Raw genomic sequence first — 15,065 nt, forward strand, 5'->3', positions numbered from 1 at the left:
GTGTGATGGACCCATTTGGCAAGACTCCTTCTTGACCAAAAACGGGATTTCTATGGCTTTTGTCTGGGATACAGGATCTCAAACCGCTGTTTGGCGGGAGGTACCATGTCACAGAAACACACCACAATTGCCAATTTCCGATCTCTCTCGGATGGCATTATCGCAAGCGCGATCCTTGCCCAGCAAGACAATCGCCCGATTATCGAAAAGCATGAGCTGTCTTTGACCCTCAAGCGCGTAGCGCCAGCTTTGGGCATCAAGGGGACGGCCTATCATATTCTTGATATCTTGCTTGGACTGGTTCATGCGGACGACTTTCAGGAAGGCAACACACCCATCGTTGCCATTTCCAATCAACGCTTGGCCGAATATACGCAGCATACGACCCGAACCGTGACGAGAGGGCTTAAGCAGCTCGTTGAAGCAGGTATCCTGGCTTACAAGGATAGCCCGACTGGTCGGCGCTTCATTGATCGCAATCGGGCAGGGCAGGTTATTCAGGCCTATGGCCTTGATTTCACTCCGGCCTGCTTCAACCTTGCTGCTTTCCGGAAGAAGGCGGATGCCTTCCAGAAAGCTTTGAATGCTGAGAGGGAAGCCAAGCGATCCGTGACGCGGTTGGCGCGTGCGATCCTTGATCTTTCCATGCAGGATGATGTGGATCTTGGCAAGCAGGTTGAGAGTGCTCAACGTGTTTTGGATGATACAGGAGCGATGTGGCATGACCGAGCAGATGCCATGACGGCGCTCTATCAGGAGGCCCTCTCAAAGCTTGGATATGATGCAGATAAGTCAGAAGAAAATACAAAAATGTCACCCGCGCATGACACTGGTGTCGTGACTATACCTAATACATCCTATTCCGATAATATTAGTAATAAGAAATTGCGGCCTTGCTCAAACGAGCAAGTCTCAAATTCAGAGAGCGGACAAGCCGCTCAATGGGCTTTTCGAAGAAAGCCTAGACGCGAGATCGAGCAAAAGCAATTACCATTTTCCCAAGACGAAGGGGCAGAACTGGGCAAAATCGATTGCATGGATCAGGTATCCATCGGTTTGGTGCAGACTGCATGCAAAAAGGTGCAAACCGTGACTGGCTGCACCTTCGCATCATGGCAGGAGCTGATGGGATCGGCGCAAATGCTGAAGCTCACAATCGGCCTCAGTGACCGGGATTTTGGTTGGGGTGTTGAACGACAAGGCAACCTGATGGCGCTCGTCTGTTTGGCCGTTATTGTCGAAAAGGCGCTCAGAGATCCGGAGCTGATCTCTCATCCGGCAGCGTATTTCAAGGCAATGATCGACCGGGCCGAGGAAGGAAACCTCAACCTGGTCCGATCACTCCACGGTTTGCGCATGGAGCCTGTCTGATGAAACCAGATGTCCGAATTCTTTCAAAATCCTGTCTCGGCGCAGCTCGGAGGGGGGATGTGAGCGTTGCATCGAAACGAGAACACCGCCACCTTTCCAGCGTTCGGTTTTTCCAAAATCGTCGAGAATATCTGCAAAGTGCTTCGGGCCAAGAAGGCGTGCTGCGAAGGCATCCGCTCGATACTCGACCATTTGCCGCGTGAAATCTGAAAGAAATTGCGACAAGAAAAGTGGAATTTGCGCTACAGCAACAAACAAGAAGTTGATTTGGCTTAGAACTGGTATCCAGCTGAACAGCAAATTTAAAATGAAGATCGCAAGATGCAGAGGGTAGAACAGAAAATTCTGAATTGTCCCGAAAAAGGTATCTAAGTTTTTGTGGTGCCCCAACTCGTGAGCCGCGATCGCAGCTAGCATGTCAACCTGGTTGGGAAATGCTGCGTACTTTCGAAGCATGTCGGTGGTAAACACTATACGGTTGCTTCCATATGCAAAGGCATTGGTGTCATCATCGTCCATCATACGATAGACCACTTGGAATATGCGTCTCTTATTTTGCTTGGCGGCGACCGTAAGTTTTTCGTTGACCTGGGCAATGACAGCATTTTCGCGGACCGAAGGTTTGCGCACTCCAAACCCTTGGTCTTGAATCCAGTTGCCAATTGGCGGAACAAGAAAAGCTAGCACAGCCGGGCCAAAAGAAATGGACAGCCAAAAAGCCCAAAAAATAGGGTCAGTTGCGATAGGGCCATTGTGATTCCAACTCTTGGGAATTTGATAAAAAAACTGCAGAAATAGCGGAACAAGAAATACCAACACCAATGATAGCGCCATTGTGGTTGCCGTCGCAAGCAAGAGCGAGACAATCCTCACCAGATTGACGGCCACAGATGCAAGTATCTTACGCATAGTCTCTATTCTTTAGAGTGTGTTTGTCTTTTCACTATTTTAGCTTTAGCGTCCTGTTAAGTCACGGTATTTATTGAGTTTTGCAGAATAGATGCTTAAATTCTCCCTATCTTTTGTGAAGAAAAGGACATAATGAAAAAGGCAATTTTGGCGGGTTTGATTGCGGCTGCATTTTTGGTTAGTCCCGCGGCCGAAGCATCCAGTCGTCTGGCGGTACATATGACGCAGAAATCAATTCCTATGGCCAAAGTGAAGGCGAAGCGGATCTTTACGAGATCCACTCTCGGCTATTCGGTTACGAAAGAAACCAAAACGTCCTTGCTGTTTAGCAAATCCTTTTCCGAGAGCGACGGAAAAAACATCGTTGAGTTGCGGAACCGCATAAAGGGCAATCCGGTCGCTTAGGTTGAACTGATGTTTTCAAAACACGGAAACCGAACCAAAGTGGCCGGTGACACATGGTTCATTCTCAACCCGAAGGGTAAGAACAAGGATATTTACAATACCAATCACACGAAGACCTATAAGGACCTCAAACGGCTTCTGGCTGAAATCAGGTGAGTGTATTGAGACAAGCTGTCGGATGTCTGAAGGCTGAGGAGATGACCCTCGGCCTTTTTTTCGTAGGGGAAGATTCCGCACCGTCACTTCCTTTTCTCCTCGTCGTCTCGCCCACGACATCAAAAGGCTTGGCTGTGAAGGTGTCCATGACGCGAGTTGATCGGCACAACCGCCGCCATGGCTAAACACACTCTTCCTTCCCCGCATTGGGGCGCGCTCCCATGAGTCCTACGACCCATTTGCAGGGCGCAAAGCGCTCTTCTCATCCCTTCCATCGGAGCGACAGGCCGGAAGCGGAGTGTGAGACGCGCTTTTGCGCTGGCTTCAGAGGGTAAAGTCTCTCATTTTTGAGGTTTTCTTATTGACTCGATTTGAAACCCGAGTGGTCGCAATCTAACAAAAGAAATCGCTGTTTATCGCAATTCCTCTCCGAATATCTCGAAGAATCTGACAATATCTCGTGGAAATCTTGGATAATTGCAATAGTTCAATTTGTTTCGCATTCTATTGCAATTTATTGCAGTTTGTTCTTTTTATGTTCCGAATTACACCCAACGGAATCGCAATCTTTCGTAATTCATCGCCACCTATCGCAACAAATTGCAATAGGTGGGACGGCAGGATAGGTATGACGGTACCGTTCGTCATACGAGAGAATTCTTATTCGCGTTTCACGCTCAACGATTGGTTGAATTTCCCATCACACAGTGAAGACAAATTTACTCAACATTAGTAATGATTTTTGAAATTGTGGAAAAGGAATGGGAGAGGAGTCAACCTCCCGTATACAGGGAGTCACCTTGACACTATGGTGTGTTTTGTAAGTCGCTAGCGGTTCGAGTGGTCTCACTTCCACATAAGACCACCCGAACCTAGCGAACATTAAAGTACCAGTTTAACATTCGCATTGGAGAACCAACTTACCCAAAGTCTGGCAATTGGTCGCTGACTTTCGCGCTTCGCGCTTTGTGCATTGAAGCCTACTAATGGCTGAATCGCTTTGTTATTGAAGCGACCAATTCGCCAATTCCACAAAAATTACCACAAATAGTAAGGGCGCGCCTTTTGGCGCGAACAATACCATGCCGTCTGAACGGACCTCAGTCCGTCAGCCCTATGGTCAATCTCGCTTTGAGGTTGATGCTGTGCTGACGGAAACGCTACAACTTTGCCTTGTGAAGCCAAATTTAAAGGAAGTTTGGTTGGACCTCAACAACCGAGGGCGTGTTTCCAGCTCATATTCTTCCTTTATGCGCAGCCTCAAAAGTGCAGTGAGCTATCGAGATTTCTCGCACCTGCGCTCTATGGCTCGCACCAATTCTCACGAACAAGATGGGTCTGGTCGGGGCAATGCCGGAGGGAATGTCCCGACGACAGAAAATCTCGCTTCGGTTTCACAAAACACATCCCAAAATTCTGAAGCTGCGACCCTGCCAACATATTCAAAAACAGTCGATCAATCAAGGTCAGCGGCTGAACGCTTCCGAAATTCCAAAGATAACCCTTTCCGAAAAATTGATCGCAAAAAGAGGTTTGAATTCTAATGGAAAAAACCTTCCATCTTGTATTGCAAGCAAAGGGCGGGATCGGCAAAAGCCTGACTGCTTCCATCATTGCCCAGTACTACTCCCATAGAGCTGTTTCGGTAACAGCAGTTGATTGCGATCCCAGTACACCCACTTTTTCGACAATCCCCGGGCTGAAAGCTATTCCCCTTCAGATTATGGAGGAAGATGACATCAACCCTCGCTGTTTTGATCAGATGATCGAGACAATTGTTGAAGCAGAGGCTGGTGAACGGATCATCTGCGATATTGGCACGAGTGCTTATGTGCCCTTCACATCATACCTCATTCAGAATGTGGCCCTTCCGTTTCTGCAGGACAGTGGAACGCGCGTTTTGATCCATTCTCCCATTTGTGGTGGCCCTGCGTTTCAGAGCACGCTCGACGGTCTAGGAGAGCTGATTTCACAGTTTGAAACGGCTCAATTTGTCATCTGGGAAAACGAATTTTTCGGGCCTGTTGGTCGGGAAGGGAAGAGCTTTAGCGAAAGTAAATTCTTCCAGACCTATAAAGACAGGATTTTCGAGCTGCTTTTGCATCCTCGCGTTCAACAAGCAACCTTTGGCGCTGACATAAGAGCGATGATGGAGCAAAGTCTCACTTTTGAAGCTGCGATCCAGTCTCCAGACTTCAAGATCATGAGCCGCCAAAGGTTGAGACAGATCTGGAAGTCGCATGTGACTCAACTGGACCAATCCAGGCTTTCTGCTGCGCTTGTTGCCGAAGAGGCCGCAGAATGAGCGGGATCGATCACTCTTCAGATCAACTGGATCTGGAGTGGGATACTCTCAAGAATGAAGATGCCAGAGAAGCCATTATGCGACATTCCGGCGTCATTCTGTCTGAAGATGATCCCATAATGGCGCTTGTGCCCTTGCTCAATGCCTTTTCAGACACGCTTAAAGCCAATCTTTCAAAGGCCATGGATCTCTTTGGAGAGCGCAGCAAATCTGGCGTGCGTGAAGTTGTCGCCACCGTCGATGACAAGCTGAATGAAGCGGTCAGATCGGTCTCCGAGATCAACAATGCGGTGACACAAGAGAATATCGCTACTCACCTTCAGGCCGTCGCTCATTTCACCGAACAACTAACGCTTGTCAAACGGTCCATGCAGCGCATGACCCGTTGGAACGGCTTCTTTTCCTCCATCAACATTCTGGCGGTTATCGCCATCTTTGTGATCCTCAAACAATAGGAAATTACAATGTCGCGCATTTATATTCGAAAATCCAAAACTCGTCTGCCTTTGGCCCTTGCCGGTATGGCCCTTGGTAGTTCCAGCGCCTTGGCTGGCTCTGACTGGGCCTCTCCTGCCACGTCTCTGGCAGAATCCCTTCAGAGCGGCACCGTGAGCATTGCGACTGCAATTATCGGCTTCGGGCTGATCCTTTACGGCATCTATATCATAATTTCAGGGCACTTCGATATTCGGCGGGTACTGACCTATGTGCTCGGCGGCGCTTTGATCATGGTTGGTCCTAGTATTCTGACGACCCTCTTGTCGGCAACGTCATAAGGGAGCAGCACGATGAAAGCACAAAGCAGCGTTGCTACCTATGTGCAAGAGCCGATGAAAATCCTCGGTATGTCACCTTTTCACTTTTCCGTTGTCGTCATTGGGGTGGTTCTCCTTTCCATGCTTGGCGGAGTTGCGGGCGGTCAATCTGTTGCCTTTGTGCTTTTCATCGTGACGATGCCGCTCGGGATTGCGTGGGCCGTTTATATGCGCCGCAAAGATCCTCACTCCGACACTCTTTTCCTTCTGCCCAATACTTTTCTGAGAGGCAAACCAAGCCGCCATTTGGTTGCTGGTGAAAAGAAGAATTTGGAGAAATAACCAATGCTAACCCAAGCATTATTCATGACAACAACAGCTCTTTTTGCTGGTGCGCTCTTTCATCCTAAAACATCGCGCTATTTGCTCGGTGACATTGATGAGGATTGGCTGGCTAACGAGCTGGAATTTGATCAAATCCTTGCTGACAATCAGACCCTTCAATTGAAGGATGGGCAGTATGTCCGCATCTTTACCTTGTCCGGAGTGGCCTATGAGACGCGTTCTCTGGCTGAGCAGGATATCCTTGCAAAAACCCGATCAACTGCATTCCATCAATTTCTCAAACCCGGCTCCTCTATCCGCATTCTTGGTGTGAAGCGATCCAGAGATGTCAGCTTTGAAGCGGAATGGCCGACCGTTACGCTCAAAGAAATTGGAGAGAAAGAGCAGTGCATTTATCAAAATGCTTTTGAGCAAATCTGGTGCCTTGTCCTTACCTGCCCAACTATGAGCGAGTTGGACAAAACGACCAGAGGATTTTCTTCATCCTTCGAAAGCTATGGCCTACGACCTGTTTTCACCGCATCAAAGCTTGATGCCCCCTGTGAACTGAGTAGTTTTGTCAATTATTTGATATGCGGCCAGTTCATGCCCTTCCTACCGCGTATTTCCCAAAATATGAGCGCCAATATTCCGGCTTGCGATCTGGATATCTCATCGGATGGTGTGATCAAAACCACCATTCCTGCTTCATATTTCAACAAAATCATAGCGGTTCGTACATGGCCAGAAACCATGAATGGGCTTCTGATTTCTCAAATTCTCGCGCTGCCTGCCGAGCTAGAGATTTGTCATATTGTGAAGCCGCTGGACACGACACAGCAGGTTGCGCTTTTCACGCGGACTGTCCAAGAGCAAAAGCACAATTTCTTCGGGACTGGAACTCAGCTTGCGGAGTTTGAAGGAGCGCTTGAGGACTTGCTCAATGATGAGCATCATCTCATGGAAACGCAGTTTCAAATTGCTGTCAGATCAAAGTGCGAAGCGAGGCTTGATGAGGTGATCGACAAGATCACCGCAATTCTCGACAAAGCGCGTGTCCTATATTCCATCGAGACAAAAGGGACGTGTGTGGCTTGGTTCAATCGCATGCCAGGTCGAGAGAAGCTTCTGCGCCCATTGCGCCTTTTTGATAGCAACATAGCAACACTATGGCCGTTCCAGTTCTCCCCTATCGGTATGTGGAAGTCACCTTTTGGGGATCGCCCGATCCGATTGTTCAAGACGCCAACGGGCGCCAACTACGCGTTCCAGTTTCACGTATCGGACAAACCGCAGAGCCCCGGCAATTACCTTGTCTTTGCTCCGACTGGTTCAGGTAAGTCCACCCTTATCATGCATTTGCTTGGAGGCCTGTCGAAGTTTCCAAAAGTTCGGAACTATGTGTTCGATTCCAAGGATGGTGCGCGCTTCATGGTCGAGGCCATGGGAGGCGTCTATCAGGGATATGACGAGCTTGCCCTCAATCCTCTGGATACGGACCTGTCGGACAAGACCGCCAAACTCAGGGCGCTTCAGATTATGCGCTTGCTCGCGGGGAACTAATATACGGAAAATATGGAGGCGTTGCTTAGCAATGCCATTGATATGTCCGAATATCTGGAAGTTGGCGAACGGACACTCAACAACATTTTTACGGCTTCCTTCCCTCGTTTATCGACCGAGCACAGGCTTTTTGAAAAGTGGGTCTCCCTTGAAGAGAAAGAGGGACAATATGCCCATGTCTTCAATGCGCCTCGGGATCAGATTTCCGGTTTTCTGGAAAAGTCATTCCTTGCAGGGATCAATATGAACGAAGCGTTGGAAGATCCTCTGTTGGGCCCTCCGGTCATCGCCCACATTGCCAACGCGATTTCTCAAGCCGCTCGCAAAACTGATGGTGGCTTTTCCATCTTCGTCGATGAAGCCGCAAATCTTCTGCGCAACGATGGCTTTCGCAAACTCGCGCTTGAGATGTATCGCGAATACAGAAAGCTTGATGGGCTTGTTGGGTTGGCCTTTCAGGAACCGGGAGCCTTGCTTTCGGTAGAAGGAGCTTCGGGCATTATTGAGAATGCCCAGACCATGTTCTTCTTTCCCAACTCCAACGTCGATACCAAAAATCTCGAACCGCTCAATCTATCCTCTGAACAGATCGCATTCATCAAGGGGCAGGGGGATATGCGTGGTGGCCGACAAGTCATGATCGTCAAGCGGTTCGAAGCCAGCTCCTTCAATGAGAGCGCCATCATCGACATTGACCTTACGCCTTTTGGAGACGCAATCCGTTTCTACCGCTCCGGTCCAGCCCCAATTCGCGAACTCAACGAAATCAAACAAGAATGGGGGGATCAATGGCTATCCCATATCTGAGATCACATTTGCTTGCGGCGTCACTCCTCGTTGCTCTGGTAGGTGCTCCATCGACATCACAGGCTGCGATGCTGGTTGTCGATACGAGCAATCTGGCAGAGGCGCAAAAGTCAGTTGCAGCGCTCAAGAGCCAGCTTGAAACAGCTAAAAACCAGCTCAACACTTTGAAAGAGAGCCTGGAGGTGGCAACTGACCAGCTCAAGAAGCTTCAGGAAGTCAAGAAGGTTGCCGATGATACCTTCTCCGCCATTGGTGAGATGGGGCATATCACGATCCCATCCATCAACTTCAAGAGCTTGGCGAACTCGATTGCGAGTGCAAAAAGTTGTCTCGTTCCTGATTACAAGAACCTGATGCCATCAGTTGATCTTGAGAACATGTCCTTCAGCTCGATCTGTGACCGCAGTTCGGCTTACAGCTCCGGGCTGATCACAAAGAAGGAGAGCCTCCAGACCGGGTCATGGGCAGAAAAGAAGGAAGTGCTCAAGGGCATCCAGACGAACCGGGTCAACACCATCACGGATGCATCTGTCAAAGGTTTGGCGCAGGCCGATCAGGCCATTGAGACAGCCGATGAGACGTTGGAAACCGCTCAGGATTACAAAAAGGCCGGAGAATCTGCCGCCGATATGAATGCCCGTCTACAGGTGCTGATTGAAGTCAATGTCGCGCGCTTGGTTGCACAAAGCCATATGAACCAGCTTATGGCCCAAATGCTCAAGGTTCAGGCCGCTGCGACCATCAATGAACAAGTCCCTGTAGAGAATGATCGGGCTGAAGAGACCGATGCAGAGGGGCAAGAATAATGGATTGCACCACCTGCACAGTTTTTGAGGCCTTCGTCGATAACTCGTCCGGCTTTGTTGATCAGATGGTTTCCAACGTGGAAGGACCTCTTACCGGGCTTGTTATTGCCATTGCAACAGTCTGGATCGTCTGGATAGGTCTTCAGGTTGTCTTAGGCTCGCTTGATGTACCTCATGCGGTGAAACAAGTTGTCTTTATGGTTCTCGGCTTCGGGGCCTTTCTGGGCGTTGAAAGTATCGTCTCGACAGTCTTTGATACGACCATTTCCGTTCTTGGCGGTTTGTCTGCTTCCATTACGGGCTATAGTGGCGCGGGAACCAACGGGATCTCGTCTCTGCTGATGGCAATTGAATCCCAGATTACCAAAGTCATCACGATCGTCTCCATATTTATTGGAGAGCCTAGTTGGGCAGGATCGATATCATATGTGATGAGGGCAATATATGGATTTTTCCTTTTAGTTCCGTATGGTCTTCTGCTCATCCTCTTTCTTGCCCAAACGGCAACCTGCCTGTTTCGGATCGCGCTGATTTGCGGCCTTTCCCCCTTCATCGTTGCTCTATCCGGCTTCCCTTTTGGTTCGGGGCTTTATGCTCAGGCCATCCGCACGCTCATCAGTGCGATTGCAACCATGCTCGCCGTAACACTGGTTTTTTCCATCGTCTCCAAATGCTTCGATGTTCTTAATATTGGAGGCGACGCCTCCCTCTCTCCTGATGACTTTGCAACGCTGACCTCGGGACCGTTTCTGCTTGCGCTCATCATGGGCTGGCTTGGTTGCGCTCTAATGTCAGAAGCCATTTCGATTTCAGGATCTATCGCTGGTGCGATGCTTGGCTCGGTTGGTGCAAGCACTCTTGCAGGCAGAACCCTTGGGGTTGGAGCTGCCGCAGGTGGCGTTGGAGGGGCTGTCACGAAATATGCTGGCAGCAAAGCGCTAGACGGAGCCAAGTCAGGCTACGAAAAATACAAAAATCGCAAAAGGCCGGGCGAAATATCCACCCCTACAGAATGAAAGTCGAAAGGTATTTCAAATGATTAAAGTAGTCCTGAGTGCGCTTATTTTTGCCTCATCCATCACCATGACAGGCTGTTCCACATTCTCGAAAACGGAAATGCCTATCAAACCGGATGGCGTCGATGAAATGCGCAAATCTCCTTGTGCTTGCACTGAGATCCAGTATCAGGCTCCCCGTTTTGAATGGGTGGGTTGAGGTTCCTTATGCGATTTCTAACCCGACTATTCAGAAGGCTGCGCAAGCCCCCTGATCAGGTTGTGCGCATCGAGCCAGTTGAGCGCGTAGAGCCGGAGGCTGTTTCCTCATCATTGATGCTTACGGTCGCCAATGACGAAAAGCAGGTGGGAGGAGACGTGGGGACGAGCGCGTATGAGCAGCAGGAAGACCCTGCTGTCTACTACGGCTCGAAACTGCCATTTCATAAAAGAATTCTCTCTTTTGGCAAGAAGCAAAGCACCAGAAAGCCGAAGTCTGACGACAGGGAAAAAGGAGCAGTACGACAAGCTGAGGAAGGGATCGGCAACCACAGAGCCGTACTTACTGCAGATCCGTTTGCCTTCAAAACGGCAGCGCGTCGGAACGCCTTTTTCTTGCGTTTTTTCGTCGTCTATTCGACAGCCGCGACTTTGGCTATCATTGTTCTTGTCAGCACCATAAGTGAGCTTTTCCCGCTTAAAACAACCGAGTTTGCTTTGTTGCGGGTGGACCCCAATGATGACCGGATCTACTCGGTCGAACCGGTTTCTGTAAAAGTTCCCGGCTATGAGCTGATGGTCGAGAAAATTGCGCGCCGCTATGTTCGCGATATTCTGGCAATTGATGATGTTACCCAGAATGAGCGCTTCAATCGCGTTCGTCGCTATAGCGATAGCGACTTCTTCAACGCCTATCTCAAAGCAAACAAAGATCTTATCTCCCGCGCTCTAGGGGATGGTTTGAACCGATCAATCACAGTGGTCGGCGCAAACAAGATCGTTCGGTATGACGACATCTACCAGTTTGTCGTTGAATTCATCCAGACAGACAAGATCGGGCGAGACAAGCCAAAGAAGCGCCATTTGCGCGCCTATCTCGAACTAGAGCCTCGCCAGCAAGACGTTCAGGAAGTCGACAAATTCGAAAATCCCCTCGGTATCCGCGTCCTCAATATGGCAGTCAAAGAGGAACCTACAAAAAATGAATAAGTCCATATTCGCATCAATTCTGGCCGCTGCGGTTCTCGTGAGTGCACCAATCGCCCATGCTCAGACCGCGATTGTGCGGCAGCCCCCTAATCGCTCTGTTGCCGATAATACCAAAAGCCGGATCGATGGGGCCAATCAGGCGGCCGCGCAGGCCGCATTGGGGCTGGATGCAATTGCTGAGGAGCAGGCTCGCTTGCAAGCCTCTGGTGACTTCGGTGTTATGCAACGCAATGTTTCCATCGGCGGGCAGATCCAATCTGCATGGTCATACAAAACCAAAGGGCAGGGCGTTCATATCGAGGCGCTGTGCGATACGTGCGTCTATAAGGTCCGTTTGCGCGAGTACATGACAACGGCCATCGTCTTGCCAGAGCGAATGGAGATTGAAAGCGTTGATCTGGGGGATACCAATCGGTTTGACGCCAAGCGCCGTACCAAGAATATTCTGGTCGTGAAACCTCTTGGATCTGGGGTTGATAGCTCCATGCAGGTCTATACAAAAGAAGGTCAGGTTCTTTCCTTCTATCTTCGCTCTGAATCGGTGCGGTCCAGGCACACTCCGGACCTTACCTTCAAGATTGAAGACCGGATTGATGCAAGTGGATTGGAGGTCATCAACTTTGTTGATGGTGCCAATGGTACTGCCAGCCCCTCTGTGCAAGGTCAGATGGCCGCAACTGGAGCGAAAGACTTCCTTAAAACAGCGACTTTCGACCCTTCCAAAATTCGTGGTTTCGATAGCTACAAATTGTGGGGTGACAAGAGCCTGAAGCCCGAGCAGGTCTATCGCGACGACAATTTCACTTACATTCAGTATGGCGACAAATGGAATGATATCGAGCTTCCAACGGCTTATGTGGTGGTCGATGACATTGACGAGCTGGTCAACACGCGCGTTATCGGTACGACATTTGTCGTTGAGTCAACGCATCGGTTGATCACGCTCAAGAGCGGCCAGTCCTACATGTGCATCCAGTATTTGGGAGACTGATCATGGGATTGTGCACTGTGTTCCTGGCTCTCAATATGTCATTGGGGGGGCTATGCCACCAACCCCCTTCAATCCCGCGTGGTGTTGGGGAAAGTGATCCTCAGGTTTTCGACTATGAGAAACCAACGCCTCCGCCGCCCCCTCCCAAGCCACACGTCATAACAATGCCGCCTGTTGTTATCAATAAGCAGGTCGAGGTTCCGGTTGAGAAGGAAGTGGTCAAGGAGAAAAAGGTCACTGAATACGTGACGCAATATCTTCAACCCGAAGTGAAAGAGGAACCCGGCCCTACGTCTTTGCAGATTGCCTTGCAACAGGAAATGCTTGAGCGCCGTGCTGCCCAACAAAGGCTTGTTGCGGTGGATCTTGATGGAGAATTGACCAGTACGCAGGCTCCGGAAGGGCGCTACAATGCGAACCTTCCGAATTTTCCGCCGCCTGATGGCATTGACAAAGAGAACAGCAAATACAGCGCTCAGCGCAGTTATTCCACCACTGCGGTGGACAATACCCGTATTCTGGCCGCTGACCGTGTCATCACCGGCATTCTTGAGAATGGCGTGAACTCGCAGCTTTCAGACAATGGATCTGTGATCGTGCAAGTCTCTCGTGATGTTTACGGGGCTCACGGACGAACCAAACTGGTTCCCAAGGGCTCACGCATGATCTGTCACTATGATGAAGTCGATAAGGTCGGGCAGACGCGTGTCGGCTTTACATGTAATCGTATTCTTCTGGCTGAGAGCCGCGCTGAAATCTTCCAGCTCTCCTCTCATATTGGTGATAGCCAAGGCTATGGTGGTCTCTCGGGCGAGGTCGATAATCGCTTCTGGGAGAAATATGGCAGCGCCATCCTGACGACCGCGCTTGGGTCGGCAGTCGAAGCCGGCGTTATGGCTGCATCTTCAGCTGATCAGTCAGATTCCAATATCATCGGTAATGGAGCATCCGGAGTTTCCGAGAATGTGGGGCAGATTACCGCCGCCATTCTTGAAGACACAGTTGATCTTACCCCGATCATCCGAATTGCGCAGGGAACCCGCGTGCAAATCCGACCAGAGAAAGACTGGTATCTGGCCGATCCGGTCAAATCAAACTAAGGAGCAAATCTATGAGATTGCGAAAGCAATTGAGCTTGGGATTTGTGTTAGCAGCTTTGCTCACACCAAATCTCGCTATGGCTCAATCGTCACCCGATAGTGGTGCGCAGGCAGCAACGACAGATCCCGCTTTGGCAATATCGGGTCCAAGCGACGCCGAAGCGGTTATCAAGGAAAACCTGTTTACCGTTGTGCCCACGCTGGAAACAGCAATGACGGAAGAAGGATCTCCCGTCAATCTTTCCTTCTCTGGCTCTCCCAATACGGAGACACCAGTTGATCTAAGCGGGATCTCTGCGAAGGGGGTTACGCGCACCGTGACAGTTGATGGCGAGAAGATCGCCCAGGTTGTTGTTACCAATCTATCCAACGAGGATGACGCGTCAGTCGCTCTTTCGGCCGATAAATTCACCAGTCAGTTCAATATTGACTCTGACATATTGGAGCCAACAACGGCCATATCTGTCAACGGGAATGAAGAGGAGTTTGTCACTGCTGTCAAATCCCTCCAGAAAACCCCACCTGAAGAAGAGGAAGAGCCCGAAGAAAAGGGCACGGAGAACGGAACTGATCGAGGCACTTCCACAAGCGGTGGAGGGAGTGCAAATGATATCGCCGGTTCTTACCAGACCCCTGAGAGGATCGAGCCGGAAGAAGAAGAGCCTGAAGATACTGTTGAAGTTCGTGTGACGACTGTCGGCTGTCCGGTTGTCATTGACGAGACCCAAGGGCTTGTTCGTGTGCAATCCAAGAGCCAGACCTTCACCAATGGAACGATGACCTCGGAAGATGCCTGCACCGATAACGGTACGACCTATACCATCCAGAAGTCCTATACGACTTGTAGCGATGTGGTTGATCTGGATGGTAAAACCGCTAATCCTCAATATCTGTCCTACTATATTGACGCTGAGGCGACCCGCAAGGAGATCTCCGACTGTCAGCCAGATATCGAGAAAACCTATAAAATCTCCGAGATTGAGAATGGCTGTTCTGTGTCGGTTGATATCGACAATATGAAGGTTAGCCGGAATACGTCTCTTGTGTATACAAATGGCAATAACACCCAGATCAAGGTGCAGGATTGTTCACCATCGGAGACATTGGAGGGGCGTGTCGCAAACTTTTGTCGTTAACCCAGCCTTGAGATTTTAACAGCGAGAAGATGCTTCGATTTGTTGAAGGAGCACCGTATGATTCTCAATGCCATTGCCGAAAAGCTTAAACGGAAATCGAGAGATGACTTCAAGGGCAGACAATTTGAGGCATGGCTGATCATTCAGGCGGTGTCCTGGTATCTACGTTACCCGTTGAGCTATCGGGATCTGGAAGAAATGTTCCTTGAGCGCGGCTTTAAAGTTGACCACAG

At 49.9% G+C, this 15,065-nt stretch carries 18 protein-coding genes and 1 pseudogene; 18 read left to right on the forward strand and 1 reads right to left on the reverse strand.

What is annotated here, in order from left to right:
• Window positions 1–105: 105 nt before the first annotated feature.
• The gene (gene repC, locus BM258_RS22760; protein WP_090075542.1) at window positions 106–1,371 is read left to right on the forward strand and encodes a plasmid replication protein RepC; all 1,266 of its coding nucleotides are present in this window, start codon (window positions 106–108) and stop codon (window positions 1,369–1,371) included.
• Here repC and BM258_RS22765 read toward each other — a convergent pair.
• Window positions 1,339–2,280, reverse strand: coding sequence for a M48 family metalloprotease (locus BM258_RS22765; RefSeq protein ID WP_090075543.1), 942 nt, complete (start codon window positions 2,278–2,280; stop codon window positions 1,339–1,341). The genes repC and BM258_RS22765 overlap by 33 nt on opposite strands.
• A 132-nt stretch (window positions 2,281–2,412) precedes the next feature.
• Here BM258_RS22765 and BM258_RS22770 point away from each other — a divergent pair, with 132 nt between their 5' ends.
• From BM258_RS22770 to BM258_RS22845, 17 genes and pseudogenes are all read left to right on the forward strand, one after another.
• Entirely contained in the window at window positions 2,413–2,685 is a 273-nt protein-coding gene (locus tag BM258_RS22770; RefSeq protein ID WP_090075544.1) for a hypothetical protein, read from the forward strand.
• A gap of 9 nt (window positions 2,686–2,694) precedes the next feature.
• Window positions 2,695–2,841 carry a hypothetical protein gene (locus BM258_RS24575; RefSeq protein ID WP_175528223.1) on the forward strand — a complete coding sequence of 49 codons (147 nt, stop codon included), beginning with the start codon at window positions 2,695–2,697 and terminating at the stop codon, window positions 2,839–2,841.
• A gap of 1,082 nt (window positions 2,842–3,923) precedes the next feature.
• Complete coding sequence (locus BM258_RS22775; RefSeq protein WP_090075545.1) at window positions 3,924–4,385, forward strand: hypothetical protein; 462 nt, start codon at window positions 3,924–3,926, stop codon at window positions 4,383–4,385.
• Window positions 4,385–5,146 carry a nucleotide-binding protein gene (locus BM258_RS22780; protein ID WP_090075546.1) on the forward strand — a complete coding sequence of 254 codons (762 nt, stop codon included), beginning with the start codon at window positions 4,385–4,387 and terminating at the stop codon, window positions 5,144–5,146. The genes BM258_RS22775 and BM258_RS22780 overlap by 1 nt, the downstream gene beginning before the upstream one ends.
• Window positions 5,143–5,601 carry a hypothetical protein gene (locus tag BM258_RS22785; protein ID WP_090075547.1) on the forward strand — a complete coding sequence of 153 codons (459 nt, stop codon included), beginning with the start codon at window positions 5,143–5,145 and terminating at the stop codon, window positions 5,599–5,601. Before BM258_RS22780 ends, BM258_RS22785 begins: the two co-directional genes overlap by 4 nt.
• 9 nt (window positions 5,602–5,610) lie before the next feature.
• Window positions 5,611–5,922, forward strand: coding sequence for a TrbC/VirB2 family protein (locus BM258_RS22790; protein ID WP_090075548.1), 312 nt, complete (start codon window positions 5,611–5,613; stop codon window positions 5,920–5,922).
• Window positions 5,923–5,934: 12 nt separating this feature from the next.
• Window positions 5,935–6,243: a hypothetical protein gene (locus BM258_RS22795; protein ID WP_090075549.1), complete on the forward strand. Its 309-nt coding sequence runs from the start codon at window positions 5,935–5,937 to the stop codon at window positions 6,241–6,243.
• A 3-nt stretch (window positions 6,244–6,246) separates the two neighbouring features.
• Entirely contained in the window at window positions 6,247–7,788 is a 1,542-nt protein-coding gene (locus BM258_RS22800) for a VirB4 family type IV secretion/conjugal transfer ATPase (RefSeq protein ID WP_090075550.1), read from the forward strand.
• 42 nt (window positions 7,789–7,830) lie between these two features.
• Complete coding sequence (locus tag BM258_RS22805; RefSeq protein WP_139229356.1) at window positions 7,831–8,595, forward strand: hypothetical protein; 765 nt, start codon at window positions 7,831–7,833, stop codon at window positions 8,593–8,595.
• Window positions 8,577–9,401, forward strand: a complete 825-nt coding sequence (locus tag BM258_RS22810) for a hypothetical protein (protein WP_139229357.1) — start codon at window positions 8,577–8,579, stop codon at window positions 9,399–9,401. Before BM258_RS22805 ends, BM258_RS22810 begins: the two co-directional genes overlap by 19 nt.
• Complete coding sequence (locus tag BM258_RS22815) at window positions 9,401–10,417, forward strand: type IV secretion system protein (RefSeq protein ID WP_090075553.1); 1,017 nt, start codon at window positions 9,401–9,403, stop codon at window positions 10,415–10,417. Before BM258_RS22810 ends, BM258_RS22815 begins: the two co-directional genes overlap by 1 nt.
• A gap of 19 nt (window positions 10,418–10,436) precedes the next feature.
• Window positions 10,437–10,616, forward strand: a complete 180-nt coding sequence (locus tag BM258_RS22820) for a hypothetical protein (protein ID WP_090075554.1) — start codon at window positions 10,437–10,439, stop codon at window positions 10,614–10,616.
• 8 nt (window positions 10,617–10,624) lie between these two features.
• Complete coding sequence (locus BM258_RS22825) at window positions 10,625–11,605, forward strand: VirB8/TrbF family protein (protein ID WP_175528225.1); 981 nt, start codon at window positions 10,625–10,627, stop codon at window positions 11,603–11,605.
• On the forward strand, window positions 11,598–12,596 hold the full coding sequence (locus BM258_RS22830) for a TrbG/VirB9 family P-type conjugative transfer protein (protein ID WP_090075556.1): 999 nt from the start codon (window positions 11,598–11,600) through the stop codon (window positions 12,594–12,596). The genes BM258_RS22825 and BM258_RS22830 overlap by 8 nt, the downstream gene beginning before the upstream one ends.
• Window positions 12,597–12,598: 2 nt before the next feature.
• Window positions 12,599–13,696: a TraB/TrbI/VirB10 family type IV secretion system protein gene (locus tag BM258_RS22835; protein WP_090075557.1), complete on the forward strand. Its 1,098-nt coding sequence runs from the start codon at window positions 12,599–12,601 to the stop codon at window positions 13,694–13,696.
• A gap of 11 nt (window positions 13,697–13,707) precedes the next feature.
• On the forward strand, window positions 13,708–14,832 hold the full coding sequence (locus BM258_RS22840) for a hypothetical protein (protein WP_139229358.1): 1,125 nt from the start codon (window positions 13,708–13,710) through the stop codon (window positions 14,830–14,832).
• A 57-nt stretch (window positions 14,833–14,889) separates the two neighbouring features.
• Window positions 14,890–15,065, forward strand: a pseudogene (locus tag BM258_RS22845) (IS6 family transposase); the annotation flags it as partial.

Source organism: Cohaesibacter marisflavi (genome assembly GCF_900115225.1).
GTDB classification, from domain to species: Bacteria; Pseudomonadota; Alphaproteobacteria; order Rhizobiales; family Cohaesibacteraceae; genus Cohaesibacter; species Cohaesibacter marisflavi.